This window comes from Anabaenopsis sp. FSS-46 (genome assembly GCF_029891665.1).
In the GTDB taxonomy this organism is placed as follows: Bacteria; Cyanobacteriota; Cyanobacteriia; order Cyanobacteriales; family Nostocaceae; genus Anabaenopsis; species Anabaenopsis arnoldii.
Genome location: NZ_JANQDG010000016.1, coordinates 17309 through 43457 on the forward strand (window position 1 = coordinate 17309; position 26149 = coordinate 43457).

The 26149-nt window shown below is 43.6% G+C and carries 23 protein-coding genes; 15 read left to right on the forward strand and 8 right to left on the reverse strand.

Annotation, left to right across the window (positions count from 1 at the left end; genetic code table 11):
• Positions 1–102: 102 nt before the first annotated feature.
• Positions 103–753: an L-threonylcarbamoyladenylate synthase gene (locus NWP21_RS01780; RefSeq protein WP_271734258.1), complete on the reverse strand. Its 651-nt coding sequence runs from the start codon at positions 751–753 to the stop codon at positions 103–105.
• A 167-nt stretch (positions 754–920) separates the two neighbouring features.
• On the opposite strand from NWP21_RS01780, the gene larC reads away from it, so the two are divergent.
• Entirely contained in the window at positions 921–2177 is a 1257-nt protein-coding gene (gene larC, locus NWP21_RS01785; protein ID WP_280791412.1) for a nickel pincer cofactor biosynthesis protein LarC, read from the forward strand.
• Between the two features lie 12 nt (positions 2178–2189).
• Here the strand turns inward: larC and NWP21_RS01790 are convergent, their stop codons facing one another.
• Positions 2190–2798, reverse strand: a complete 609-nt coding sequence (locus NWP21_RS01790; protein ID WP_280791379.1) for a hypothetical protein — start codon at positions 2796–2798, stop codon at positions 2190–2192.
• A gap of 29 nt (positions 2799–2827) precedes the next feature.
• Positions 2828–3394 (reverse strand): DUF6658 family protein, encoded by a 567-nt coding sequence (locus NWP21_RS01795; protein WP_280791380.1) that lies wholly within the window; start codon positions 3392–3394, stop codon positions 2828–2830.
• Positions 3395–3715: 321 nt separating this feature from the next.
• Between NWP21_RS01795 and NWP21_RS01800 the strand changes: the two genes are divergently transcribed.
• The 5 genes from NWP21_RS01800 to NWP21_RS01820 all read left to right on the forward strand — a co-directional run bounded on the left by NWP21_RS01800 (position 3716) and on the right by NWP21_RS01820 (position 7676).
• Complete coding sequence (locus NWP21_RS01800) at positions 3716–4627, forward strand: lysylphosphatidylglycerol synthase domain-containing protein (RefSeq protein ID WP_280791381.1); 912 nt, start codon at positions 3716–3718, stop codon at positions 4625–4627.
• 714 nt (positions 4628–5341) lie between these two features.
• Positions 5342–5575, forward strand: a complete 234-nt coding sequence (ndhL, locus tag NWP21_RS01805; protein ID WP_271734074.1) for an NAD(P)H-quinone oxidoreductase subunit L — start codon at positions 5342–5344, stop codon at positions 5573–5575.
• Between the two features lie 23 nt (positions 5576–5598).
• A complete protein-coding gene (locus NWP21_RS01810) occupies positions 5599–5910 on the forward strand; it encodes a DUF3007 family protein (protein ID WP_280791382.1) in 312 nt (103 codons plus the stop codon).
• A 58-nt stretch (positions 5911–5968) separates the two neighbouring features.
• Positions 5969–6811 carry a tryptophan synthase subunit alpha gene (trpA, locus tag NWP21_RS01815; protein ID WP_280791383.1) on the forward strand — a complete coding sequence of 281 codons (843 nt, stop codon included), beginning with the start codon at positions 5969–5971 and terminating at the stop codon, positions 6809–6811.
• 199 nt (positions 6812–7010) lie between these two features.
• Complete coding sequence (locus tag NWP21_RS01820) at positions 7011–7676, forward strand: heterocyst differentiation related protein (RefSeq protein WP_280791384.1); 666 nt, start codon at positions 7011–7013, stop codon at positions 7674–7676.
• A 57-nt stretch (positions 7677–7733) separates the two neighbouring features.
• Here NWP21_RS01820 and NWP21_RS01825 read toward each other — a convergent pair whose 3' ends face one another.
• Entirely contained in the window at positions 7734–9536 is a 1803-nt protein-coding gene (locus NWP21_RS01825) for a serine/threonine protein kinase (protein ID WP_280791385.1), read from the reverse strand.
• 167 nt (positions 9537–9703) lie between these two features.
• On the opposite strand from NWP21_RS01825, the gene NWP21_RS01830 reads away from it, so the two are divergent.
• The 3 genes from NWP21_RS01830 to rimM all read left to right on the forward strand — a co-directional run bounded on the left by NWP21_RS01830 (position 9704) and on the right by rimM (position 12692).
• Positions 9704–10201, forward strand: coding sequence for a hypothetical protein (locus NWP21_RS01830; RefSeq protein WP_280791386.1), 498 nt, complete (start codon positions 9704–9706; stop codon positions 10199–10201).
• A 577-nt stretch (positions 10202–10778) separates the two neighbouring features.
• Positions 10779–12062, forward strand: coding sequence for a valine--pyruvate transaminase (locus NWP21_RS01840; protein WP_280791413.1), 1284 nt, complete (start codon positions 10779–10781; stop codon positions 12060–12062).
• Between the two features lie 3 nt (positions 12063–12065).
• Entirely contained in the window at positions 12066–12692 is a 627-nt protein-coding gene (rimM, locus tag NWP21_RS01845; RefSeq protein WP_280791387.1) for a ribosome maturation factor RimM, read from the forward strand.
• Here rimM and NWP21_RS01850 read toward each other — a convergent pair.
• On the reverse strand, positions 12682–13680 hold the full coding sequence (locus NWP21_RS01850; RefSeq protein WP_280791388.1) for a serine/threonine-protein kinase: 999 nt from the start codon (positions 13678–13680) through the stop codon (positions 12682–12684). The genes rimM and NWP21_RS01850 overlap by 11 nt on opposite strands.
• A 172-nt stretch (positions 13681–13852) precedes the next feature.
• On the reverse strand, positions 13853–14767 hold the full coding sequence (locus NWP21_RS01855; RefSeq protein WP_271733130.1) for an alpha/beta fold hydrolase: 915 nt from the start codon (positions 14765–14767) through the stop codon (positions 13853–13855).
• A 320-nt stretch (positions 14768–15087) separates the two neighbouring features.
• Here NWP21_RS01855 and NWP21_RS01860 point away from each other — a divergent pair, with 320 nt between their 5' ends.
• From NWP21_RS01860 to NWP21_RS01880, 5 genes are all read left to right on the forward strand, one after another.
• The gene (locus NWP21_RS01860; RefSeq protein WP_271733133.1) at positions 15088–15279 is read left to right on the forward strand and encodes an NAD(P)H dehydrogenase subunit NdhS; all 192 of its coding nucleotides are present in this window, start codon (positions 15088–15090) and stop codon (positions 15277–15279) included.
• A 13-nt stretch (positions 15280–15292) separates the two neighbouring features.
• Positions 15293–15949, forward strand: coding sequence for an HAS-barrel domain-containing protein (locus NWP21_RS01865; RefSeq protein ID WP_280791414.1), 657 nt, complete (start codon positions 15293–15295; stop codon positions 15947–15949).
• 722 nt (positions 15950–16671) lie between these two features.
• The gene (locus NWP21_RS01870; RefSeq protein WP_280791389.1) at positions 16672–18891 is read left to right on the forward strand and encodes a cation:proton antiporter; all 2220 of its coding nucleotides are present in this window, start codon (positions 16672–16674) and stop codon (positions 18889–18891) included.
• A 351-nt stretch (positions 18892–19242) separates the two neighbouring features.
• The gene (locus NWP21_RS01875; protein ID WP_280791390.1) at positions 19243–20178 is read left to right on the forward strand and encodes a UDP-glucuronic acid decarboxylase family protein; all 936 of its coding nucleotides are present in this window, start codon (positions 19243–19245) and stop codon (positions 20176–20178) included.
• 157 nt (positions 20179–20335) lie between these two features.
• Entirely contained in the window at positions 20336–21715 is a 1380-nt protein-coding gene (locus NWP21_RS01880) for a UDP-glucose/GDP-mannose dehydrogenase family protein (protein WP_280791391.1), read from the forward strand.
• A gap of 79 nt (positions 21716–21794) precedes the next feature.
• Here the strand turns inward: NWP21_RS01880 and NWP21_RS01885 are convergent, their stop codons facing one another.
• Positions 21795–22589 carry a DUF2993 domain-containing protein gene (locus NWP21_RS01885; RefSeq protein WP_280791415.1) on the reverse strand — a complete coding sequence of 265 codons (795 nt, stop codon included), beginning with the start codon at positions 22587–22589 and terminating at the stop codon, positions 21795–21797.
• A 294-nt stretch (positions 22590–22883) separates the two neighbouring features.
• Here NWP21_RS01885 and NWP21_RS01890 point away from each other — a divergent pair, with 294 nt between their 5' ends.
• Positions 22884–23507 carry a Uma2 family endonuclease gene (locus tag NWP21_RS01890; RefSeq protein ID WP_280791392.1) on the forward strand — a complete coding sequence of 208 codons (624 nt, stop codon included), beginning with the start codon at positions 22884–22886 and terminating at the stop codon, positions 23505–23507.
• Positions 23508–23627: 120 nt separating this feature from the next.
• Here NWP21_RS01890 and recG read toward each other — a convergent pair whose 3' ends face one another.
• On the reverse strand, positions 23628–26126 hold the full coding sequence (gene recG / locus NWP21_RS01895; protein ID WP_280791393.1) for an ATP-dependent DNA helicase RecG: 2499 nt from the start codon (positions 26124–26126) through the stop codon (positions 23628–23630).
• Positions 26127–26149 lie beyond the last annotated feature (23 nt).

Sequence of the window (26149 nt, forward strand, 5' to 3'; positions counted from 1 at the left end):
TTTTAACCACTGCCAGATAATGTAAGTATGTCACTCTCAAAACTTGAGTTTTTCTATGACATTTCTGGAGAAACTAAAAGATAAACCTGTGTAGTTTGTTTGTTATACCCAAGCTGCTGCTGCTTCCCAACCTAACCCCTGCCTTGTGATCATTGGTTCGTCTCCCGTTAAGTCCAAAATCGTAGACACTTCATAAGTTGATTCCTCACCCGTGTCTATAATTAAATCTACTAAATTATCCAAACGGTCAAACAGTTCCATCCGCGATAGTCTAGGTTGTAAATCTAGGTCTACAGGTTCATCATCTGGCGGTAAATGTGCCGAAGTGGAAATAATCGGATTTTCCAATGCTGCTAGCAATGCCAAGCATACCGGATGGTCTGGTACACGAATCCCAGTAGTTTTTCGCTTAGGACTTTGTACCAGTCGGGGTACTAACTTGGTAGCAGGTAGTAAAAACGTGTAAGTACCAGGTATCAAGCGCTTCATAATCCGATAGGCTGTATCACTGACAAACGCATAAGTTGCCACATTTGATAATGAAGGACACAAAAATGTCAGTGGTTTATCATTGGCTAGCTGTTTAATTTGCCGCACTCGTTCTACTGCCGACTTGGCATTTAAATCACAACCAATAGCATAAACTGTGTCTGTAGGGTAGAGCATCACTGCGCCACTAGAGAGCGCTGACTTTATTTCCTCTATACGTCGAGTTTGTGGATTATCAGGATGGACAGCGAAAATTTTTGCCATAGCCAATTTTGAATTAGAGGTGGACAATTGTGCCAACGAGGAAAAATATCAAATTAAGCGTTACACATATTGTCACCGATATAGATGAGCGCCTGCCTCAAATAGGCCATAATTTACATCAGAATAATTGTGCAAAGTCTAAAAATAAAGTTGTTGAAGTTATCTATATGAGTAAAGTGGCTTATCTTCAATGTCCCACAGGAATTTCTGGTGATATGTGCCTAGGGGCTTTAGTTAGCTTGGGTGTTCCAGTAGAATATTTACGTGAAACACTCAATAAATTGGGGATTGACCAGGATTATCAGCTCACAGCCGAACTTGTGCAACGCCATGGTCAACAGGCCACCAAAGTTCATGTAGATTTATTACATAAGCATCACCATCACGGCCGCCACCTCCCAGAAATTGAAAAAATCATCTGCAAAGCTAACTTGCCATCACGGGTAGAAGCCTGGAGTTTGGCAGTATTTCGACAGCTAGCAGTAGCTGAGGGTGCAGTGCATGGGATCGCGCCAGAAAAGGTACATTTCCATGAAGTGGGCGCTGTAGATGCAATTGTCGATATTGTCGGTACCTGCTTGGGCTTGGACTGGTTAGGGATTTCCAGTAATCATCAAGGATTACCCCTACTATACTGTTCAGCCTTACCCACAGGAGGGGGAACAGTACGCGCCGCCCACGGTGAAATGGCTGTACCAGTACCAGCAGTATTGAAATTGTGGGAAATGCGGGGTTGTCCAGTTTTTAGTAATGGTATTGATCGGGAACTCGTGACACCAACCGGCGCCGCCATCGTTACTACCCTAACTAGAGAGTTTGGTTCACCGCCACCAATGACCATTAAACAGGTAGGACTGGGAGCAGGAACGATTAATTTACCTATCCCTAATATATTACGTCTGTGGCTGGGGGATTCCGCCCATAATTTTGAAGATACCAATGCCGATTTAGAAACCATCACCGTACTTGAAACCCAAATTGATGACTTAAATCCCCAAGCCCTCGGCTATGTCTTTGAAGCCTTGTTTACCGTTGGTGCAGTGGATGTGTTCACCCAACCCATAGGAATGAAAAAGTCACGCCCGGGAATTTTACTCACTGTCATTTGCCATCCTGAGAATTTACTCCCTTGTGAAGCAGTTTTATTTCGCGAAACCACTACTTTAGGAATTCGCCGCAGCACCCAACAGCGCGCCATTTTACAACGGGAAATTCAATCAGTGGAACTGGAATATGGCACTGTCCGGGTTAAAGTTGCATGGCACCGACCAAGACAAGATCAGCGTATTGCCAACGTCCAGCCAGAATATGAAGATTGTGCACAATTAGCTCGAAAGCATAATATCCCCTGGCGCGAAGTTCAACGATTAGCATTACAAGCTTGGTATTTGCAGCATCATCAATCTGGAGTTAATTACAGCTAGTTTTACCTGGTATTAATCTATCTCAATTTCTCTGATTCTCCTTTTCACTGCCTCCGCTGCATCCTCCCCTTGGCGTTGAACACTCTTTGCGGTGTCCTCCGCCCCGCGTTGGATATTTGTCGTCAGGTCTTCGGCAGTGCGTTGAGTGCTTTTCTCAATATTTTCTACTCCGCGCTGAGTCCCCTTAATCACACCTTTACCTAATTCCTCTGCAGAACTACCAATGTCCTCCCCCAAACGCCTGACCCGCTCATCTAAAGGTGTACCCTCCTGATAATTGCGAATATATTGCTCCGAGCTATCAATACCCTTTTTTTGAACGTTTTCCCGCGCTTTTCTGGCCAATTCTGCGGCTCTAGCATTTGCTTCTCTTTCAGCCTCTTTGGCTCTAGGATCGACATCACTAAAGTTATTCATTCCACCTTCTGGGGTGTTAAGTTTATAAATTTTTGTCGGGTCGTATCTTTCTACATTAGGCGGTTGACCACTGGGTTGCGGTGGCTGTTGAGCTATCCCTGGACGATTACAAGCCTGTGTCGTTAACAGCAATGTTACTGCTACAAAGACTGTTAAAATCTTCACAGGACTAATATTTTTTAGCCAATTAATGAATTTCTTCATAACTTTACTCTTGTGATGCTTTTAAGTTCCTACTTACCGACTGCTGGATTTTTTTGTAACTCAGGTCTAGAATTGGCTTGTTTTGCCTTTTCTTGTAAAAAACCAGAAGCTTCTTTAACTGAATCTTGTACTGTTTCCACCCGTTCTTGAATGCGAGTTCCTATATCCGGTTCTCGTTGAATCCAACCACCAGGCGCAGGTCTTTGGAAGTTTTTGTCAGTGATGATAGGCAATTCTTTTTCTTTTTCAACTCTACCTTGAGGTGTATCCGCACCGGGGTAAAGTATTTCTGAGTCTCTACTTATGGCTATCAAAAGTTGTAAATCTGATTGTGAACTAGCTCGATCAATTTCTTTTTTCTCTTCTGAATTAATCGCTTTAGTATCTGTACTCATCCTATATTTAGTATATTTATCTCCACCACCTTTATCAGGATTATTAGCACCACCAGCCTGAACTGCTGGGTTTTGTGGTTTTGAGCCTTGAAGATTTGCTCCACTACAAGAAGTAGTAACTATCAACAATAGACCAGCCACAAAGATAACCACAAACTGGCGTAGTTTTAACTTTTCCCAGAAAGCTATCATATTGTCCATCAAATCCTCCTTTTACAGGAAAATAGGTTACCCATTTAATTGATTATTTGATAGCATCAGCAAATTCTGACATTTCTCGGTTAACAGATATCAATTTCATCCCTGTTTATCTGTGGTTCCTAAGCTTTCTATTTACTCACCGGATTACAAACATCTATGTTTCATAACCCCACTCAAGATTAGAAATAAAACTATCAGTTAACCTCTAGCGTAGGTAACATTATACTTGCTACCAAAATCAGACTATGATCTAACTGTAGAGAGATTAATACCAGCAATTGATTATATTCGGGTGATTTAAGATATCTTTATTTGTTGCAAATGACGAAGCAAATTTTACGCGGACTAATTTTCGGTGTAACCATATTTTTTTTAGCGAAAGCCCTCAAGGATCATTGGTATGAGGTGATAACAATCCAAGTTGATGCAGTCGCATGGGCAATTCTGTGCATAGCCACAGGGGTAACTTTACTAGCACATATTTGGGGTGGTTGGATATGGACTTGGATTCTCCACGACTTAAATCAACCAGTCCCACCTGTGGAATTTATTCAGGTCTACCTCAAAACCAATATTGCTAAATATTTACCTGGTAATATCTGGCATCATTATGGCAGAATTATGGCAGCGAAAAATGCTCAGATTCCTGTGGGTGCTGCTACTTTAAGCGTATTGCTCGAACCCCTATTAATGGCGGCGGCGGCTTTAATTATGATTATTATCTTCGGTAATCAATTTGCCCCTCATCATATTACCGGTTCTGTGCAAATATTACAATTTTTTAGTTTGGCTGTAGTCCTGGTTGGTGTTCATCCCCGATTTTTAAATCCGGTGATTTGCTTCTGTCAGAAAATCAAGGTGAAAAGGTCTGCTACTGAGCCTACTATTCCTTTGGAAGTTAAACGTTATCCCCTTAGGGCTTTGTTGGGGGAATTGGGGTTTTTAGTCTTGCGTGGTTCTGGGTTTGTTTTAACTGTTTTTGCCCTGACTCCATTGCATTTGAGCCAATTACCTTTATTATTAGGTGCTTTTTGCTTTTCTTGGTTATTAGGTTTTGTGGTTCCCGGTGCCCCGTCCGGCTTGGGTGTGTTTGAACTGACAGCCATGGCTCTTTTGCAGCATCGGTTTCCTTCTGCTGTGATAATTAGTGCGATCGCTTTTTATCGTCTGGTTAGTATTATCGCCGAAACTGCTGGTGCAGCCCTAGCCTCCCTAAATAAACCCATACCCTAAGATTGTGCCAAAAATCAAACCTGCCCATGTTTAACTAGGCAGGTGTACTTCTACGTTAAATTTTTAGTGGGGGTGGAGGGACTTGAACCCACACGACCTTTTACGGTCAACGGATTTTCATTCTCTCGCAGTTTTCACTACTGCCGGGTTTTGACAACCTGCGGCTTTGAGAATTGGACTCTCCCTTTACCCTCGGCTTTACGTTAGGGTAGCTCCCGTCGAGTCTCTGCACCTTCCGATTAGTTATGAGTTTTAACACTCAGCACTTGTTTCGGCTTGGCTCAGGATTGCCATATCTGTGAACAGATTTAGGTTTCCCTGAGTTTGACAGCTTACACTTGAAAGATTTCTCTATCAAGGCTCAGTTTTCTAAGTCCGTAGCGTCTACCATTCCGCCACACCCCCATATCTATATTGGGTAGCCCTTTTGTTTAAGGCAGCCAATCTACTTAGTTTACATTAGCATCAAGTAGGTCATTTGTACAAGCAAATTGAGATTTTTTTTCCAGATTTGGTAGTTTATGGTTTTTATTCCTAGTTTTCTGGGATTGAGTATCTACAATTGTGCTTAACTTCAACTGTTTTTTGTTGCCTTTGTGATTGTAGCATCTATGTCAAGAATATACAAACAATTTCTTCTTGACAACTGCAATAGCTAGACTTTCCTCAGGCGAGGGGTTCAGCCTATGATGGGGAATAGATGCACTTAATGCTATTGTCCACCTCAAGAGAAGATATATGATTGTAGCCCTGCTGTATCTGGCTTTGGCTGGAGCTTACCTGTTAGTAATCCCTATTGCTGTGATGCTGTACCTCAAACAGCGCTGGTATGTAGCCGGATCCATTGAGCGAACCGTGATGTACTTTATGGTGTTTTTCTTTTTGCCAGGGTTATTAGTTTTATCGCCGTTTGTGAATCTGCGGCCCCGTCCCCGGCTTGAAGTTTAACAGATTGTTAGGTCATAAATCTCATGCGACGCATTGATGCTATTGGTATTGGCTTGGGTGTTTTTATTGCTGGTGGTTTGGGATACGTAGGATTACAGTTAGTGGGTTTAGAAGCTGCACAAGCTGGGATCTGGAGCCAAGTTTTACTAGTGAGTGGCTTGCTCGGCTGGTTGGCTTCCTATATATTCCGGGCGGTGGGAAATAACATGACCTACCATGAACAACGGGAACAGTATGAACAGGCCTTCCTCCAACAACGCCTAGATGAACTTACTCCTGAAGAACTGGCAAAAATTCAGGCAGAAATCGCACAAGAAGAACAAAGTCAAGTGTAAAGTTATCATTGATCAGTTATTTATAAACTGACCACTGACTCATAATTATTCTGGACACATGACCGCGATTTCTGATTGCTTTAACACCTTGGGACGAAATCGAGAGTGCGCTCTGATTCCGTTTATTACTGCTGGAGACCCAGACTTAGCAACGACAGCCGCAGCTTTGCAAGTTCTGGATCGTCACGGAGCCGATATGATTGAAGTCGGTATTCCTTACTCCGATCCTCTAGCAGATGGGCCGGTAATTCAAGCGGCTGCTACTCGCGCCTTGGAACGAGGGACAAAGTTAGAACAGGTTTTAGAAATGTTGCAAGCTACTACTCCCGGCTTGCGATCGCCTATTATCCTGTTTAGTTACTACAATCCCATTTTGCACCGGGGAATTGACAAGTTTCTTGGGCAAATTGCGGCAGCAGGGGTTTCAGGATTAGTAGTCCCCGATTTACCTTTAGAGTCAGCAGCAGAATTGCTGCAACCAGCAAGTGAAATGGGTATTGACTTAACTTTGTTGGTGGCTCCTACCAGTTCCCCCGCCAGAATCAAAGCCATTGCTCGCTCTTCCCAAGGATTTATTTATTTGGTCAGTGTCACTGGTGTTACCGGGATGCGAACTCAAATGGAGTCACGAGTGTCAGAGTTACTCCAACAAATACGTGAGGTTACGGGTAAACCCATCGGGGTGGGATTTGGCATTTCTGAAGCTGCACAAGCCCGTCAAGTCAGAGAATGGGGAGCAGATGCGGCAATTGTGGGTAGTGCATTTGTCAAACGTTTAGCAGAAGGTACACCAGAACAGGGACTAAATGCGATCGCCCAATTTTGTCAGCATCTCAAGGCTGCGATCAAAACAAGCGATAACATCACAAATACTCAAGCGCCAGAAGACAAAGTTGGTTAAAACTAATGGAACCATAACTTTGTGAAAGTGACTTTGTGGACAATTGAGCCAATATAGTTTTGAATATTAACAGCACAAATAAGCTGTAAAAAAACTAGCTAGTCCGGTCGCTTATAGTTGAGTATTATGTAAAGTTGAGTAGGCGAATTATGATGAGTGTGAGAGTGAGTCAGTCACGAGTAACAGAGGAGCAAAAGCGATGAGTGAGAGTATGGCATTTATCGGCGGTGTTGCCGTGGCCGGACTAGCGGCGCTTGTCTTGCTCAGGGGGGCAGATAGTCCCATACAAAGTAATTTCGCTGTTTCTGCTCCCCAGATACCGGCTACTATAGCGCCGCCCCTAATGCCCCAACCCCAGATGTATTCCCCCTATGGGGTGAATCCATACTATCCCCAACCCAATCAACCGCCCTCCCAGGCTAATCCAGAGCAGCGGGTGGAAATGGAACGGCTAAATATGCAGTTGGAACGCTTAAAAAGCGACAACGAACAGCTCAGAGCGCAAAACCAACAACTCCAGTTCCAATTCCAAAATTGGCAGAACGAGCAGGTACAGTTAAATCAACAAAATAGCCAAAAACTTACATCAGAAGCATTAAAGCCTCAAACTCCAGCAGCCCTGTGGTCTTCACCTATCATTTGGGCAGTAGGAGGCGCAACTCTCACTATTGGCGGTGGTGTTGTAGTCGCTGGTGTACTGGCTTTATTTGCACCACGCCAGCGTCCCGGTCGTACAGTACAAGTTATACATCCTTACCATGGTCCTACCCCACCCTTAGCCCCTGTACGTCGCGCGGAGATTTTGCCTTCTTCACGGATGGAGTCCAGAGGATTTGAAGCCCGAGAATATGACCAGATGCACTAAGAGCAATATAGCCAAATTAGAATATTGATTTTAGTTATTGACCAGGCTCCCACTCCCTTACCTTGGTAAAGGAGTGACTTTTTTGCTTTGTTGATGATCTAATTTCGGTGATGTCTCTTTTGTCAGATTGTCGTCTGCTTGTTCAAATAACGATTGTATTTTGTCGCGCCAGTATTGGGTATCTGGCAACTTTTCGGGATTATTTTTATAATCTAAAACTTTGTCCCATTCACCGTCTTCTATAGCTCTATTGATATCATTAAATAGCGCCTCGGCCTTAGCCCAGTCTTTTTGCCACTGATGAATCATAGTTACTGTCTGTTTCATAGCTTGCGTGGCGTAGTCATGGGCAGAAGAAGGCGATAGCTTACCTGGCGTAGCCATACCAGGAATAGACCGACCCAAAGCGGGGGAGCCTTGCAAATCTCCTGATTCAGACTCATGAGGATCATTGGTAGACGGTGACTGATTGAATGTCTGTGCTGGTTGGGGCTGAGGAACTGGTGAAGATGCAATCAAATTACTATCATCTACTGTGTTAATAGCAATACCTTGATCTGCCAGACAAGAAACCCACTCCTGATGATTGGTAATGACATCTACATGGGCCCAACCCAAATGACCAGAATTCAATTTAACTTGTACCCAACCTAGTTTTGTCTGCTTGCCTGTAACCTCAAACTCCTTATGGGTAATGGTTTTTTGCAAAATATCAGAATTAATGGAGCTAGGTTGAGAACGAATATTGGAATTACCAGCAACCACAGCCGAGCAGTTGTTTCTGATAGTATTATCCGCTAATTTCCGCACATTAGGATATACATTTGTGACTAAAGCCGCCGCCCCACCTGCTAAAAATAAACCAATCAAGAACGGCCAAGGATCTATTTTGTCAGATTTTTGACTACTTGGTTTGACAGCGACAAAATTCGCCGGCGCTACTGCAACAGTTTTTTCTGGGGATACTGGGGATAAAGATTGAGTGGGTTGATGGTGATGATGGTGAGAAGATTCTGGAGGTGTGGCGGGTGTAAATACTGGATGAATTTTATGACAAGCTTGCAATGCTTCTGTTGCGCTTTGGTAACGGTCTTTGAAGTGATAATGTACCATTTTCGTCAGCACTGCCGCCAACCGGTAGTTGACGGTTGCTAAATGCTGCCATAGCAATTCCCCTGTATTGGTGTTTTCTTCTAATTCCAGGGCTGGTAGTCCTGTAAGGGCTTGAATCGCAATAATCCCTAGTGAATAAATATCACTATTAGGGCGGGGTTTACCTTGCCCTTGTTCCGTAGGCATATAGCCAGGAGTCCCCACGGCAACTGTAGCAGTAGTTTTTCCCCCAACAGTGGCCATTGGTAATCTTAGCTGCTTGACTGCCCCAAAATCTACTAAAACTAATTTCTGGTCACAGGCGCGACGGATAATGTTGTCTGGTTTAATATCACGGTGAATTACGCCTTTTTGGTGAACAAATTGGAGGATTTCCAGGACTCCTAGCAACAGTTCCATGACTCGGCTTTCACTCCAAGGCTGACCGGGTATCAGTTCCGCCCCTAGGGTCTGTCCGGCAATAAATTCTTGTACTAGGTAAAATTCTTGGTTTTCATGAAAGTAAGCCAGTAGCCGGGGTATTTGGTCATGATAACCTAGATTTTCCAAGGTTTCCGCTTCGCTGTTAAATAAACGCTGGGCTGTCTCAAAAGCTCTGGGGTCGGAGGTTAAGGGCTTGAGGTGCTTAACAACACAGATAGGGTTGCCCGGTCGCTTGGTATCTTGGGCTATATAGGTTTGACCAAATCCCCCTTGAGCGAGGACTTGAATGATTTGGTAACGATGGTCTAATAGCTTACCGATCATATTTTCCCATCAAACTTATTACTTAATGATCTTACGTAATTTTTCATTTCATGAAAAACTATAGGGATGAAATCCGCTATTTTGCGATAAAGATTTAAACTAAAAAATTTAGTTTTTTAATAAACTTAGACTGTTTGTTTAGCATTTACTGTTCCCGGTTACTAGCAATGCCTCCTAAAATTACTAACCCAGTCACATGGCAGCAGGCTGAACTCCTGATGCAACCTGCTTTTATTCGTGTTGTGGATAATATTCGCAAGGGTCTTGACGCGTCTACTTGGAAAGGGACTTACCAGGATGTCCTGATTTGGCCCGCCAACACTACTGATGAAATTAAGGCTTTGGTAACTCAGCTGTTGCAAGAAATGGAAACTGCCACCGTAGAAAAGACAGAAGAAATTCGCGCTACTCTTGCTGATCTACCAATGCCTCATCCAGGATATCATTTACTTTTGCAGCGTCAACAGCATCAGGTGAGTATAGATTTATGGGAAATTTGTTATCAAGTGTGTTTTATAAATTACACTGCGGCGAATGCAGGGGCAAATATTGATCCTAGTTTAATTGATGATGCGGGGGAGGTGGATTGGCAGCGCTTGGAAGATAAGACTAGGGATTTAGTTTCCCAGGTATTTGCTAATTTACCAGGTGATGACAGTCGGTAGGTGGGTAATTTTGGTGTTGATCGGCAATTAGTGAGAGGAAGTTTTTTTCACTTTCATGTAAATTAACTATCAAAACATAGTGGGGGCGTGGGAACCCCTACGCTTTAGCGAGGGGCTGAAACGCGACTCAATGGGAATCAAAACTTTATCCCCATTCCCACAGGGCGGCTAATTCAACTTCATGAACAACTTTGTCCAGAATATGGCATAAAATTAACGATTACCGAAGAGGCGTATACTTCAAAAGCGTCTTACCTGGATGGCGATCGCCTCTACAAACATGGTGAAAAACCCAGGGGGTGAAAACCGTCAGGTCAAAGCGTAAAACGCGGATTGTACAAAACTGCTGCTGGGATACTGCTAAACGCTGACTGTAACGGTGCCGCGAATACCTTAACAAAAGTAGCCACACACCTAGGTGTTAGCCTAGCCAAGTTGGGTAGGGGAGATGTCAAAAAATTTCCAAATTACTTTTTCCCTTGAGATTGCTACATTAGTTACAGGTGGCAAACCTGATGCCATCATAGAACTTAATAATTTTGTCCATTTCTACCTCATCGATATTTTTACAAAGCTTATGAATCCTGCCCTCACAAAAATTGGCGCTCAAATGTCTAACCTAACTGGCGTTAGAGCAATTATGAAAGATATTATCGAAACTTTGAAAGCCGGGGCGGGGCAAGAATTTATTAATTTGAGCGCTGGTAACCCGTTGATTTTGCCAGAGGTAGAACAGTTATGGCGAGACTGCACGGCTGAATTATTAGCTAGTTCCGAATATGGGGAAGTGGTTTGTCGTTACGGTTCGAGTCAAGGGTATGCACCGTTAATTGAAGCGATCGCCCATGACTTTAACAACCGATATGGTTTAAACTTAAGCGATCGCAATATTTTAATTACACCCGGTAGTCAAAGCCTCTACTTCTACGCTGCTAATGCCTTCGGCGGTTACACAAGTAACGGTGATATTAAGCAAATTGTTCTCCCCCTCAGTCCCGACTATACAGGCTATGGCGGTGTGTGTTTAGAGCCAGAAGCCTTAATCGCATATAAACCCACTTTAGACATTGATGTAGAGGCTCACAGGTTTAAATATCGTCCAGATTTCAGCCAACTGTCAATTACAGAAAGTACCGGTTGCGTGATCTTCTCTCGTCCCTGTAACCCCACGGGTAATGTTCTGACTCAGGATGAAGTGAAAAAAATTGCAGCTTTAGCAGCACCTCACGATATACCCGTGTTAATTGACTCAGCTTATGCGCCTCCTTTCCCGGCTTTGAACTTCACAGAAATGACACCCGTATTCGGTGGGAATATTCTACATTGCATGAGTTTATCCAAGGCGGGATTACCGGGGGAACGTATAGGTATCGCCATTGGTGATGAAAGCATGATTCAAGCCTTAGAGTGCTTTCAGACAAATTTGTGTATTCATCCCTCACGGTATGGACAAGCTATAGCCGCTAGTGCTATTAACTCTGGTGCTTTAGCCCAAATAGCTGAAGCAGTGATTCGTCCCTTCTACCAGAAGAAGTTTTCTGTGCTAGAAAATACTCTAGATGCCGCAATGCCCCGAGATTTACCTTGGTTCCTCCATCGCGGTGAAGGTGCTATATTTGCTTGGTTGTGGCTGCAGGATCTACCCATTACTGACTGGGAATTTTACCAGGAACTCAAGCAAGTGGGTGTAATTGTTGTTCCTGGTAGTAGCTTTTTCCCTGGTTTGCGGGAACAATGGCAGCACAAGCATCAATGTTTACGTATTAGTCTAACGGGTAGTGATGAGGAAATCGCCATAGCTATGCAACGTTTGGCACAAGTGGCAGCACAAGTGTATCAGCCTGCTGTAGTAAATGCATAAATTATGAAAACCAAGAGCCAAGGCGCAAAAACCGCCAAGAATCAAATTACCTCAGTCCCGAATCTTGATGAATGGTTGGAAATTGGTAAAATCGTCGCACCTCAAGGCTTGTCTGGGGAGTTGCGGGTTTATCCCCAATCGGATTTTCCCGAACGGTTTGAGGTTCCGGGAATACGTTGGTTATGGTATCCAGGCGACAGCGAGCCACAACCAGTGGAGTTGTTGTCGGGACGTTATGTAGAAGGTAAAAATTTGTGTGTGATTTGTTTGGCGGGTGTGGAAAATCGTAACCAAGCAGAGGCTTTGCGTGATTATATGTTACTAGTACCCGCAAGCGATCGACCCCAATTAGGTGAAGATGAATATCATGTCACCGATTTATTGGGGATGTTGGTTTTTATGCAAGAATCAGGGGAACTTGTGGGGGAGGTGGTAGATGTAATTTCAGCCGGTAACGATTTATTACAAGTGGAGATGCATCAGGAAAATGAACCTGTAACCTCAGAAAAATCACTTAAGACTGTTTTGATCCCATTTGTCAAAGAGATTGCCCCGGTGGTAGATTTATCATCCCGTCGGATTGAAATTACTCCCCCTCCTGGTTTGTTGGAACTAGCCATTAGTCGTTAGTCAGCTGCTGGGCTACCTCACTTTTGTGGGAAAGTATCAAGGTTGTTGTCGCTACTGCTAGTATGCCTGTGATCCCTAGGCATAGCAGAGCGGTTTTTTGTCTGAGTTTGATTGACCTGGTAAAACTGTCGATGTGATGATCAGCACAAATAACTGGAATTTCTTGCAGTGCTTTTAAAGCCAGAGATGCACTAGCATAGCGATATCTACCCTGAAATTTCACCAGTTTCATTAACCACGATTGAAAACGCGGATGTAATTGGGGAAGTATTTCCCGGCAATTAAACCCATACTGCTTGTCTATCAATTGACAAATCTCAAGAGAACTAGTACCACTGAGTAAGCAAATCAATGTTATCCCTAAACTGTACAGGTCTGTAGCCTGGGTGAGGGGATGACCAAGTTGCTCCTCTGGAGGCATGAAACCAGGCGTTCCAGAAGCAATGCTAGTGAGAGGCATTTTCACCTCCTGTAACCAAGCTAAGTCAAAATCCACTAGGTAAGCGTTGAGATCCTCATCAACTAAAATGTTTTCTGGTTTGATATCCCGATGAATAATTGGGTTGGGTCTTGTCTGCAAATAAACTAAAATCTCTAAAACCGATAGGGCTATTTGTTTGACTTCTTCCGGCTGAAAGCTGCGTCTTAACCCCAAAGATGGAGCATTTTTATACTCCTGTACCAGATAAAAATGATCGGAGGTGGCACAAGAGTCTATGTAGCGGGGGATACGAGGATGATCAAGTTGTTGCAGAATTTCTATTTCCCGTTCGTAAGTTTTTAAACCTGACCAATCAGCATTCGTATGGGCAAAATTGAACTGTTTAATTACCACCTGTTGATGAGATTTACAGACCTGAGCCTGGTAAGTAATGCGCCCCTCTATCTGGTTCCGTCCTAGTTCTCTGATCACTTCATAGCCTAGCTGAGAAAAATCAGGACTATGAGTGAGGGGAATTGCTTCTGCATTGTGTACATCAAGCTCCATTACACACACCATCTACGTCTGATTTGCTCAAGGGGCGACAGCTACTGCTTGCGTAAGCCATAGAAAAAATAAGAGGTGTTGACGCAGTTTTGTCACCTTACCCACACTAGAAGATAGTTTGTGCATCTATTCACCGGCTAGACGCCTTTTGGGCGTCTGTATAGCTCAACTATTAATTTTGCGCCAACCAAGCGACAATGTGGGCGTTAACAATGTCTGGAACTTCATCGTGGGGACAATGACCGGCGTTAGGAATGGGCATAATTTTGATCTCTTTGCCATTCTCACGCGCTTGTTCATAAATCTTCGCCCCGGTAATTGGTGTCCAAGGATCATCAGCACCCCAAATTACTAATAAAGGACGTTGGATGTTGGGCAATAGTTCCTCTGGACTAGGACCAGGTGGGGCTGTGAGGATGGAGGCGAAAACTTCCTGCGCCCCTGGGTCACAAGATGGAGTATAAAGAATATCTACTAATTCATCTGTTACAGCTTCCCGGTGGCGGTAAACTTGGTATAGGGTGCGACGAATTTGGGATTTTTGACGAATGCGGTTATAAACAAATTTACCTGTGATCGGCGATCGCACGAATTTATTAAAAGCTGCCATTACTATGCGCAAAGGTGGATTCAACTCATGGGGACGATGACTCAAACCACCAGCAGAGTTAATTAAAACACCACCCGCCGTAATTTCTGGATGTTCTGCCAGCACTATCAAGCTTAAAAGCGCACCAATAGAGTTACCGATAAATACAGCAGGTTCTTGGATATGTGCTTCCCAAAAATCTTTCAGTAGTTCTACCCAGACTTCTACACTGTAGTTGATTATCGCCTTATCAGAACCACCAAAACCCAAAAGATCTAGAGCAAAAACCCGATAGCCGGCGTCAGCTAAAACCGGGATATTTTTCCGCCAGTGTCCAATGGAAGCACCAAAGCCGTGAACCAGTACCAAAGGGCGGCCTGTACCCATGAGGGTGTATTGAATTTTGTGACCTCGCCAAGTCCAAACAAGTTTTTCTAAGGTGACTGATGGCGATGGGGTGGCGTTAGCCATAGATGGCTGCTGTGTAGTTCCGGTCATTGTCATTATTAAAATTAATCAAGTATTGTTATATATAATTATTGTCCCTGAAAGCATGGCTACGCCACCTAAACCACTGAGAATATGTTAAAATCAGGTAGCCTAGACAGGTAATTGTGCCAAGTAAGGCCTGGTGAGTGGTTTATGGCTAACGCCACGCTATCGGCTACGATAAATGGCAGTCTTTGGGGTTACCACCCCTGGAGAAGTTTCACTGAGGGTTTTGCAAACTAGTGGGAAAGGTGACGCTCTCACTAAGTTGAATAGGAATCTCCCGTTAATGTATTGTCAAAAACAGTAAACCAGCGAGGGTAAACATGATGATTCTGCCTGGATCAATAGTTAGGGTTAAAAATCCCGCAGACACCTATTATCGCTACGAAGGACTTGTACAACGTGTCAGTGACGGCAAGGTAGCTGTGCTGTTTGAAGGTGGTAACTGGGATAAATTAATTACCTTTCGCTTATCAGAATTGGAACCCGTAGAACTCAATGCCGGCAGAAAGGTTTAACTGAACTAAGATGATGCGTCTACCACTACCACAGTTTACCACAGGCGATCGCCAGCCCCGGCATATTGCGGAGGTGATAGAAACTAGTTCTACTGAATTTCTTGCCCAGTGCTTGGAAGCGGAAGACTTAAGTGTTCCCGCCATGCCGCCTTTTGGTAGTTGGGTTTGTGCCGTGGATGAAGAGTCAGGCCATCAGATTTATGCTGTGGTGTATCTTGCTACCACGACTCCCATAGATTCAGTACATCGCGCTGTGGCCTTGGGGTTGTCTTTGCAGGACTTACGCGAGGAACAGCCCCAAATTTTTGCCATGTTGAAAACTGAATTTCGGGCGGTTATTGTAGGGTTTAAGCATTCGTCGCGGACTCTAGGGCTAAACCAAGGCCTATATCAGTATTTACCACCCCGTCCCCCGCAAATTCATCAAGCTGTTTATCTGTGTGAATCAGAAACCATCATCAAATTCACCGAAGAACTAGATTTTTTACGGACATTGCTTTCTCTAACTAGCGCCCCAGTAGAGTCATTAACAGCAGCAGCCATCCGCCATGTTTACCAATTACGCCAAGCTGACCGACAGTGGCTGATCAAAGCTGGGCGTACTCTCAGTATTTTGTTAAAAGACGATTATGATCGCTTAAGGTTTATTTTAAGTCAAATCCATCCTTAGATTACCTAAAACGACTTGAAAAAACCAAAGTATGTAACCAAAGGTCAAGATGTGATCCAGTGAGTATCAGCGTTAAAGCGCACATATAAAAAGCTAAGTAGTAAAATCCTAAATCCAAGTAAAGGCAGGTTGACCAAAAAACGAGACGTGAGCCAGTGGGTTTAGACATGGGGATGAGTCGGTAGCGACTGAGAATATTATATAGCTTGACTTGTTGCGAAGGTTGCAGCTAATATTCTAAGAAAAGTAGCGATCAAGCTAGGTTTAGACCTAAGCCGAATCAGTAGGGTGTCTTTGATCACCATTGAAAGTTCATTTGTGGACTCTTCAAGAATCCCCCGGCTTCTAGCCGTCGGGAGTATCAAAGATATCATTGGAGTTAACATTACGTGGAAGTCCCCACCCTTAAAGTACTCGTAGGGTGGGGATAGGGAACGGGCAAAATGAGGATTGCATACCTGACTAATATTAACCGCAAGGTTGAATAGGGAATGGTATGTATGAGGAATCGCCAATTAATCCGGTGGGAGCTTCTTTATTAAACACCCACTTCAGTTGTAATATTAAAGTAGGGAAATAACTGGTGTCCCAATAGGGACGAACCATAATCTTTTAGTTTTTTGAATTTTTCGCCAGGGTGGATTTTACGTTAATTAATCATTTTGAGTTGATTGCCTGGTAGGTAATCACAAATTCGGCGTAACCCCTTAAAGTCTAAATCCATGGAACTAATATCACAAGTTCTGCTCACCGATAGCTTGCGTGGCGTAGCCATACCAACTACTCAGGTTATCGGCGAGGAAGCAATTGTGACCTTTGCTGTTTTGCTGGTGGTCATCTTAGTTATACCCATCCTCTTTGAGCGATTGAGACTACCAGGATTTATCGGCTTAGTCTTATCTGGGTTAGTACTCGGTCCATCAGGGTGGAATCTCTTGCACACAGAATCAGGGGTTATGAAGCCCTTATCAGACATTGCCTTACTTTACTTGATGTTTGTAGCTGGTTTAGAACTGGAACTGAAGCATTTCCAACGCCAGAAACAACGCTCATTAGGGTTTGGTATCCTTACCTTTAGTTTTCCCCTACTCATGGGAATCTTGGTAGGACAGATTTTTGATTTTCAATGGAACACCTCGATTTTAATCGGCTCCTTATTAGGTTCCTATACCCTTGTGGCATATCCCATGATCACTCGTCTGGGGATGATAAATAATGAAGCTGTCAGTATCACCGTGGGAGCAGCCACTTTTACCAACCTCAGCGCTGTACTGGTATTAGCTGTTTGTATAGCGACCCCTGACCCGGAGTTATTCAGCTGGGCGTCACTAATGCGCTTGTTGATCTGGTTGAGTATTTACACCATCCTCATTGTAGTTGGTTTAAGCATTCTGGGTAAAGAATTTTTCCGCCAATTTAGAGACGACGAGGGTAATCAGTTTTTATTTGTGTTACTCAGTGTATTTCTGGCTGCGCTGGGTGCTCAATTGATAGGAGTGGAAACAATTGTCGGAGCCTTTTTAGCAGGTTTGGCGGTGAATGCAGCCTTGGGTGAGGGGCCAGTTAAAGAAAAGGTGATATTTATTGGTAGTGTCTTATTTATTCCCATTTTCTTGATTAATTTTGGCTCAATTATTGATTTAACTGCCTTAATTACCAGTATTACCACCCTGGAATTAACACTTGTGATTGTAGTCAGTTTAATCAGCAGCAAATTCATAGCAGCTTTATTCACAAAACTGCTTTACGGCTACAACTGGGGGGAAATATTGACTATGTGGTCATTGTCAATACCTCAGATGGGGATAACTTTAGCAGCCACTTTAGTGGGATATCGGGCTGGGTTGCTCTCAGAAGCAGTATTAAACAGTGTCCTTGTTTTAATGATCGTTACCTCGATCTTAGGTCCATGGATGACCAGTCAGACAACTGTAGCCTTAGTCTCTACCCCCGTTGCTACATCAACCGCAACTCTATCTAAAGAGAAAACAGAAGCAAAACACAGTTGTATGACCATAGTTGTACCTGTGTGTAATCCTCATACTCAGCAGTATTTAATTGAAATGGCAGGATTATTAGCAAATCAAGCTGAAGGTAAAATTGTACCATTGGCCATTGCTACTGCTACCGGTAATATGGATGCACCGCATTTAGAAACTGCTCTGCGCCGCAGTGAGCGGTTATTAGCAAAAGCTAGAGCACAAAGTCGACTCTTGGGAGTAAAAGCAGAACCATTACTGAGAATTGATGATGCTTTTGCTTCGGGTATTAGTAGAGCAGCTCGGGAACAAAAAGCTAATTTAATCATCATGGGTTGGGGTAACCGCACTGGGTTGAGAGCGCGTTTATTTGGCAATGTAATTGATAATGTCCTGTGGTCATGTCATTGTCCGGTAGTAGTGACCCGTCTGGTGGACTCGCCAAAGAAAATTCAACGCATCTTAGTACCCTTAGAAGATTTAACAGCATCATCATTGCCACCTGTACAATTTGCCCAGATGTTGGCTGAGGCTAATCAGAACGCCATCGTTACCGTACTGAATGTATGCACTCGTCCAGCTTTTAATTGCGGTCTGTTATGGCGGACTCATAACCGCAGCAGTATGGCTAACGCCACGCTATCGCTATCAGAGAAAATCGCCAACCGGCGATCGCACCTGGCCTCATTAATATCTCAACTAGATGTACCTATTCCCCCAGAAATTCAAATTATCGTTCATGAAAATGCTGCCCAAGCCATTTTACAGGCAGCACGATTATATGATTTAGTAGTATTACCTTTTATACGAAATCGTACAAGTCCCGGAGGGTTAGCTGTTAGTGATGTCACCAGCCAGTTAGCTGGAGAACTTACCTGCTCTATTGTCATGCTGGGAACACCACAACAGAGTCAAGGGGGAGTGTTACAGCCCCAGATTTCCCGGTCGACCTCTGTCCTATAGAAAAACGGTGTCTCTATATTTTTCCGGTAAATCACTTGATATGAGCAGATGTTTTGATTGTGTCCTCAACCGTTCATTGAAGGCGGCAAGAGAGTGATATTTGATCATTGAAGATTTGATGAATTATCAGACCAATCAGACCATCTGATGGGGCTGTTTGCTATCTTTATACTATGAATTATTCAGCAGTAAAGTTGAAAATTGACAAAATTCAGTTTATACTGTTCTTGTATAAAAATGTTTCTTTAAAGTTACATTTGTTGGTTCGATATTTATTTGCGCACGGAAACCGGATGATTTCATCCTCAGTTCCAGGGTAACTACAAATATTTGTAAACTTTCTGTAAAAATATGAGAATTTTGGTTACGGGCGGCGCTGGATTTATTGGTTCTCATCTGATTGACAGATTAATGTCAGCAGGCCATGAGGTTATTTGTTTGGATAACTTTTACACAGGTCGTAAAAGTAATATCCTCAAATGGATGAATAATCCATATTTTGAGGTGATTCGTCATGATATCACAGAGCCAATTCGCTTAGAAGTCGATCAAATATATCATCTAGCCTGTCCAGCTTCTCCAGTACATTACCAGTACAACCCGGTAAAAACTGTAAAAACTAATGTGATGGGGACATTAAATATGTTGGGACTAGCTAAACGTGTTAAGGCCAGATTCTTTTTAGCCTCAACCAGCGAAGTGTATGGTGACCCCGAAGTTCATCCCCAAACAGAAGAGTATTGGGGTAATGTTAATCCCATCGGCATTCGTTCATGTTACGACGAAGGCAAACGCATTGCTGAAACTTTAACATTTGATTACTACAGACAAAATAAAGTCGATATTCGCGTGGTGCGGATTTTCAATACTTATGGTCCGAGAATGTTAGAAAACGATGGTCGAGTAGTCAGTAATTTTATTGTTCAAGCCTTACGGGGTATTCCTTTAACTGTGTATGGTGATGGTTCCCAAACTCGGAGTTTCTGCTATGTTTCCGACTTGGTGGAGGGATTTATCCGCTTAATGAATAGTGACTATGTTGGTCCGGTGAATTTGGGTAACCCTGGGGAATACACGATTCTAGAATTGGCGCAAACTATACAAAATATGGTCAACCCAGATGTGGAAATTCACTACGAGCCTTTACCATCTGATGATCCGCGTCGTCGCCAGCCTGATATTACTAAAGCGAAAACCTTGTTAGATTGGTCACCTACTGTCCCGCTGCAAGAGGGGTTAAAGCTGACAGTGTCAGATTTCTGCGAGCGGATAAAATACGGTACTTAAATATCAGCTTTTTGCGGTATTTACTGTTGTGCTTAATTAGCCTGTAGGCTAAATATGTTCCTATTCGTTATTTTGCATTATCGGTGCTTCCGACATTAATGTAATATTTTAACGATTTTTTTCAAGGCTAACCCCAAAAAACGAGGAGTTAAACTCAATGCGTGTTTGCGTAATTGGTACTGGTTACGTTGGTTTGGTGACGGGCGCTTGCTTGGCCCGTATCGGCCATGATGTAATTTGTGTCGATAATAATGAAGAAAAAGTTAAGTTAATGAAATCGGGACAGTCCCCCATTTTTGAACCGGGACTCTCGGAAATTATGCAGTCTGCTATTCGAGAGGAGAAAATTCACTTTACTACAGATATTGCCGCCGGAGTAGCCCATGGTGAGATTCTGTTTATTGCAGTGGGAACACCACCCTTACCTACTGGTGAAAGTGATACCCGTTATGTGGAAGCTGTCGCTCATAGCATTGGCGCGAATCTCAACAGTGGTTATAAGGTAATTGTCAATAAGTCTACAGTACCCATTGGTTCTGGTGACTGGGTGCGGATGATTGTTTTAGATGGTATTGCAGAACGTCAAAAAACACTTATACCCAACGGTGGGTTGGCTGTCCAGGAGAAATTACCTGAGTTTGATGTTGTCAGCAATCCAGAGTTCTTACGTGAAGGTTCGGCAGTATATGATACTTTTAATCCCGATCGCATTGTCTTGGGGGGTAATAGTCAAAGAGCGATCGCTTTAATGCAAGAATTATATATTCCCATTGTCGAACGTCAGTACGCTGCGGATAAATCTTTACCTCCTGTGCCGGTGCTGACCACAGACCTGAGTTCGGCAGAAATGATCAAATACGCTGCTAACGCCTTTTTAGCTACCAAAATCAGTTTTATTAACGAAGTGGCTAATATCTGCGATCGCGTCGGTGCTGATGTTACCAAAGTAGCAAAAGGCATAGGTCTGGACTCCCGGATTGGTTACAAGTTTTTAAACGCTGGTATTGGTTGGGGTGGTTCCTGCTTCCCCAAAGATGTGGCCGCACTGATTCACACTGCTGATGATTATGGCTACGAAGCCCAAATTATGAAAGCTGCTGTTAGTGTAAATGAACGCCAACGCTTAATCGCTTTAGAAAAACTCCAACAAGCCTTAAAAATCCTCAAAGGTAAAACTGTGGGACTTTTGGGTTTGACCTTCAAGCCAGATACAGATGATATGCGCGACGCTCCAGCACTCAACCTCATTGAGCACCTCAACCGACTGGGCGCAAAAGTCAAAGCCTATGACCCCATTGTTTCCCAAACAGGTATACGTGATGGTTTAACCGGTGTACTAGTAGAAACCGACGCCGAAAGGTTAGCTGATGGCTGCGACGCTTTAGTATTGGTGACTGAATGGCAACAGTTCGGCAGTCTAGATTATGCTAAAATGGCGCAATTAATGAACCATGCGGTAATTATAGATGGTCGTAACTTCCTTGACCCTGACACTATGGTGAGGGCTGGTTTCCAATATATAGGCGTGGGAAGATAGAGATCCCGGACTTCTGTATGGATACTCAAGGGTTGGGAATTCATGAAAGAAGTCCGGGATCTAATTAACGGTGGTGTAACTAAGGATTACGAGGTATACGTTCTATTTCTGCATATCCACTAAAGATTAACTTTTTACCTTCAGTTTCTAAACGATTCAGCCGCATTTTTACACCATCAAGGTCAAAGCGATCTAAGTCAACCATATTATCTAAAATTTCTGCGAATGCTATCCCCAATACTTGGGACACTTCTCGTTGTGCTACAGGTACTGTGTCCAGTTCAATTTTAGGGTCTTTAAAAGAAATCCGTCGCCGTCTTTCCACCGCGACAGCCATGGTCATACATAGGGGTATGAGTTCCCCATTATTTAAATCTGCCTTAGCCATCATTCGCAGACGATTTTCTGCCAACAGTTCTACTTGAATATTAGTGAATGTTACCGGTTCACCGCCAGATATTGCCGTCAAGGAGGGTATGGTAAGGTTCACCAGATGCTGTGTTACTAGTTTGGCATTGAAGGCTTGGTTAATGCCAGCTTCTGATAATACTACGTGAGCGATCGCTTGAGTAGGCTGCTTGAGCTTGAGCTTACCACTCATAACCGCGCCGAAGTCAATGGCAACAGCATCCGTTTCAAAGGACATTTCCTCTACCAAGAAATCTTTGCGAATCACCAACCCTCGACCGCTCATTTTAAAGCTGTCAATGCTGCCTTGCAACAGTTTGCTGGAGGGATAGCAGCGTACAAAGACTTCTACTGACTCGCTTTGGGTAAACAAGTGGCGAATCGTTTGGCTGGCGACTGTGTTTAGCATTCGCTCTCCCCAATCTGTACCTTGAGAATCTTTTAAACCAGTAAGTCCGCCTAACATGAAGTTTTGGGTCTCTAGAAGTTCTTTATACTTTTGTAACAAATTGTGAACAATACAGCAAGCGATCCCCACATTCATTTTGCTGATGGTGAGGTGAGCGACAAGTGATAATTGATGTTTAAATGTGTCAGATATTACATTATTCTATCTCGGAAACCCAAATTCTTGTTGTTCACGAATCGATTCAACGTCAAAATATTAATTATGGATTGGGTTTTAGTTAAGAGTGCAGATTTCAGGATTTCAGAGAGAGTAGACTAGACCCTAAACCGCAAATCATACGGAGGAACAACGGTGGTTACACTACAACTGCGCCAAATTGATGTTCAACCAGGACAATGTTTGATATTACGCGAGATTAGTTGGGCAGAATTTGAAGCAATTTTAGAGGAATTAGGAGAACATCGCGGTGCGCGAGTTGCTTACTATCAGGGAGTGTTAGAAATTCGGATGCCGTTGCCAGAACATGAAAAAGCTAAGATAATAATTGGCGAATTTGTGAAAATTTTGCTTGATGAATTAGAAATAGACTGGGAACCTTATGGTTCAACTACATTTAAGCGTCAAGAAATGGCCGTAGGTTTAGAACCAGATGATTGTTTTTATATTCAAAATGCAGCACGAATGATCGGTAAAAATCGACTGAATTTATTAGTTGATCCGCCTCCAGATTTAGCGATCGAAATAGACGTAACCTCAAAGACTCAACTTTCAGCTTATGTGGCGTTGGGTGTTCCTGAACTTTGGTGTTATGCGGATAGTCAATTGCAGATTTTTCTGTTACGTGAAGGTGAGTATGTGCAGGTACAAAATAGCCCCACATTTGGAGATTTGCCTGTGATTGAGGGCATTTTGCAATTTTTGAAGTTGAGCGAGATAGAGGGTGCTAGTGCAGCGCGGCGAGCTTTTCGGCAGTAGCTGCGTTCTCTTCTAGGGGGATGAGTAGATACGTTTAAGCTCTTTCCATTTCTCGGTCTGTGAAAGGTATTGCCATTAAGCTATATTCAGTCTTGGTAAATAAGAGTGTACCCAAATATACTATGTTAAAATCGCCCCACCCATTAACCGCTCATAGCGATACTTCAACTCAGCTTTCATCAGATCCCAACGCCCCAGAGTGACATCTATTTCTATCACCTTCTCCGCCGCTTGTCTAGCTAACAGTAAAACCTCCTCATCTTCCACCAAGCTGGCTAAAGTAAAATCTGCTACACCTGATTGACGAGTTCCCAGAACTTCCCCCGGTCCACGTAACCGCATATCCATCTCCGCAATAAAAAAGCCATCCTGGGACTGTTCCAACACCTTTAACCGTTGTTGAGCATCAGGACTGCGAGAACTACTCATCAATAGACAAAAAGACTTCGCAGCCCCCCGACCCACACGCCCCCGTAATTGGTGCAGTTGTGACAAGCCAAATCTCTCGGCATTTTCTATGAGCATAACGGTTGCATTAGGGACATCGACACCCACTTCTACAACGGTGGTAGAAACTAAAATCTGGGTTTGGCGAGCGCGGAATTTAGTAATTGCCGCTTCCTTTTGTGCCGCACTCATGCGACCATGCAACAATCCCACCTGAAACTCTGGGAAAACAGTTTCCTGTAACTTTTGATGCTCCTCCACCGCCGAACGCAAATCTAACTTTTCCGACTCTTCGACAAGTGGTAAAACTATATACACCTGTCTTCCTTGGGCAACTTCCCTGCGGATTAAATCATAAGCTTGGCGGCGTTGTTGACCCGTTAATACAGTAGTCTGAATTTTTTGCCGTCCCGGTGGTAACTCATCAATCTGACTAACATTCATATCCCCATGTATAGTTAACGCCAAAGTCCGAGGAATGGGGGTCGCCGTCATAGTTAACACATGGGGTTGCTCACCTTTTTGCTGTAACAGCGCCCTTTGTTTCACCCCAAAACGGTGCTGTTCATCAATTACCACCAGCCCCAGTTGCTGGAAGTTAACAGTATCTTGAATTAAGGCGTGAGTACCCACCAACAGAGGTAATTCACCGGTTCCTAGCTGCGAGTGAATTTCCCGGCGTTTAGGAATTTTAGTGGAACCTGTGAGTAATTCTACTGGTAAATGCAACAAGTTAAACCAGCTAACTAACTTACGATAATGCTGTTCTGCTAAAACCTCCGTAGGAGCCATTAACGCAGCTTGATAGCCAGACTGAATCGCCGCCAAGATAGCAATTACCGCTACCACAGTTTTACCCGAACCCACATCCCCCTGTACTAAACGATTCATGGGTGTGGATTGTTGTAAATCCTTGAGAATATCATTAATTACCCGTTGCTGCGCCCCTGTGAGTTGAAAAGGCAAAATTTCCGAGAACTTCTCAATTAGCTGACCTTTAGGGGCGATAATAGCACTAGTTTGGATAGCCTTAGCTTGCTGCTGACGTTGTAGTAAGCCCAGTTGCAGGTAGAAAAATTCATCAAAAACTAGACGACGACGGGCAACTTGTAAACTGGTACTGTCATCAGGAAAATGGATATTAGCGATCGCATCCTTCAACTCCATTAAACCATACTTTTCCCGTAACCCCTTAGGTAAAGGGTCTTTCAGATTAACCACAGCAGGCAAAGCAGCCCTAACCGCCTGTCTGAGCGTATTGGCCACCACACCCTCAGTGAGAGGATAAATGGGCACTACCCGACCAATAGTCAGAGAATCAATGGTATCCCCAGGATGTGCTAATACTTCCAGTTCTGGGTTATCGAGAGTCAAACCATATTTACTTTCCTTCACCAACCCGCAAGCCGCCAAAATACTACCCACAGGGTAGCGGCGTTTTAAACCTTCTTGCCAACCGCGACTAGCAAAACGCGCACCAGCAGCAAAGCGACTAATTTTAATTTCGCCGGTCTTATCCTTGAGGACTAATTCTAAAATGGATAATTTTTTATTTTTGGGGCTAGTAAAACAGTTACAACGCTTGACGCTGGCAATTATGGTAACTGTTTCACCCCCTTGTAAGTCTCGGATATTCACCTGACGACCATAGTCAATGTGGTCACGGGGATAGTAGTAAAGTAAATCACGCACCGTGTACAAATTCAGCGCTGCCAATTTTTCAGCATTGCGGAGGCCTATTTCTGGTAAATCACTGAGTTTTTGGTCAATCTTAGGCGCTAACCGCCGAGACACCTCTGCTACAATTGGGGTTTTAGGTTGAGGATTTTGGCTTTGGTATTTCTGCTGTGGCTGTGTGGTAGTTTCCTTTGGTTCTTGCTGTAGTTGGTAGAGATACCGGCGAGTTTCAGCCACTAAGTGCTGTCTTTCCTCTAGGTCCAGATGGGGATAATTAGCAAACCTCGCCGCTAGTTCTTCCCAACGGCTACGTTCTGATCGCCATAGCGTGGTAGTTTGTTCCCTAGAGGGCGAAACTGTGGGGAATTTCCCAAAAGTCAAGCACAGAAATTCACTGAAGCGGTATTGTTTGCCCATCAAGTCTGTAAAGCCCTGGTCTGCTTCTATTGCCAAGGCTTTCTGCAATCTTACCCAATCTGGTTGGTCATTGGTCATTGGTCACTGGTCATGGGGAATGG

What these genes read in the sequence shown, in the direction of transcription:
- NWP21_RS01780 (WP_271734258.1), bottom strand. Translation starts at nt 753, where the DNA reads ATGGCAAAAATTTTCGCTGTCCATCCTGATAATCCACAAACTCGACGT.
- larC (WP_280791412.1), top strand. Translation starts at nt 921, where the DNA reads ATGAGTAAAGTGGCTTATCTTCAATGTCCCACAGGAATTTCTGGTGAT.
- NWP21_RS01790 (WP_280791379.1), bottom strand. Translation starts at nt 2,798, where the DNA reads ATGAAGAAATTCATTAATTGGCTAAAAAATATTAGTCCTGTGAAGATT.
- NWP21_RS01795 (WP_280791380.1), bottom strand. Translation starts at nt 3,394, where the DNA reads ATGGACAATATGATAGCTTTCTGGGAAAAGTTAAAACTACGCCAGTTT.
- NWP21_RS01800 (WP_280791381.1), top strand. Translation starts at nt 3,716, where the DNA reads ATGACGAAGCAAATTTTACGCGGACTAATTTTCGGTGTAACCATATTT.
- NWP21_RS01810 (WP_280791382.1), top strand. Translation starts at nt 5,599, where the DNA reads ATGCGACGCATTGATGCTATTGGTATTGGCTTGGGTGTTTTTATTGCT.
- trpA (WP_280791383.1), top strand. Translation starts at nt 5,969, where the DNA reads ATGACCGCGATTTCTGATTGCTTTAACACCTTGGGACGAAATCGAGAG.
- NWP21_RS01820 (WP_280791384.1), top strand. Translation starts at nt 7,011, where the DNA reads ATGAGTGAGAGTATGGCATTTATCGGCGGTGTTGCCGTGGCCGGACTA.
- NWP21_RS01825 (WP_280791385.1), bottom strand. Translation starts at nt 9,536, where the DNA reads ATGATCGGTAAGCTATTAGACCATCGTTACCAAATCATTCAAGTCCTC.
- NWP21_RS01830 (WP_280791386.1), top strand. Translation starts at nt 9,704, where the DNA reads ATGCCTCCTAAAATTACTAACCCAGTCACATGGCAGCAGGCTGAACTC.
- NWP21_RS01840 (WP_280791413.1), top strand. Translation starts at nt 10,779, where the DNA reads ATGAATCCTGCCCTCACAAAAATTGGCGCTCAAATGTCTAACCTAACT.
- rimM (WP_280791387.1), top strand. Translation starts at nt 12,066, where the DNA reads ATGAAAACCAAGAGCCAAGGCGCAAAAACCGCCAAGAATCAAATTACC.
- NWP21_RS01850 (WP_280791388.1), bottom strand. Translation starts at nt 13,680, where the DNA reads ATGGAGCTTGATGTACACAATGCAGAAGCAATTCCCCTCACTCATAGT.
- NWP21_RS01855 (WP_271733130.1), bottom strand. Translation starts at nt 14,767, where the DNA reads ATGACCGGAACTACACAGCAGCCATCTATGGCTAACGCCACCCCATCG.
- NWP21_RS01860 (WP_271733133.1), top strand. Translation starts at nt 15,088, where the DNA reads ATGATTCTGCCTGGATCAATAGTTAGGGTTAAAAATCCCGCAGACACC.
- NWP21_RS01865 (WP_280791414.1), top strand. Translation starts at nt 15,293, where the DNA reads ATGCGTCTACCACTACCACAGTTTACCACAGGCGATCGCCAGCCCCGG.
- NWP21_RS01870 (WP_280791389.1), top strand. Translation starts at nt 16,672, where the DNA reads ATGGAACTAATATCACAAGTTCTGCTCACCGATAGCTTGCGTGGCGTA.
- NWP21_RS01875 (WP_280791390.1), top strand. Translation starts at nt 19,243, where the DNA reads ATGAGAATTTTGGTTACGGGCGGCGCTGGATTTATTGGTTCTCATCTG.
- NWP21_RS01880 (WP_280791391.1), top strand. Translation starts at nt 20,336, where the DNA reads ATGCGTGTTTGCGTAATTGGTACTGGTTACGTTGGTTTGGTGACGGGC.
- NWP21_RS01885 (WP_280791415.1), bottom strand. Translation starts at nt 22,589, where the DNA reads ATGTTAGGCGGACTTACTGGTTTAAAAGATTCTCAAGGTACAGATTGG.
- recG (WP_280791393.1), bottom strand. Translation starts at nt 26,126, where the DNA reads ATGACCAATGACCAACCAGATTGGGTAAGATTGCAGAAAGCCTTGGCA.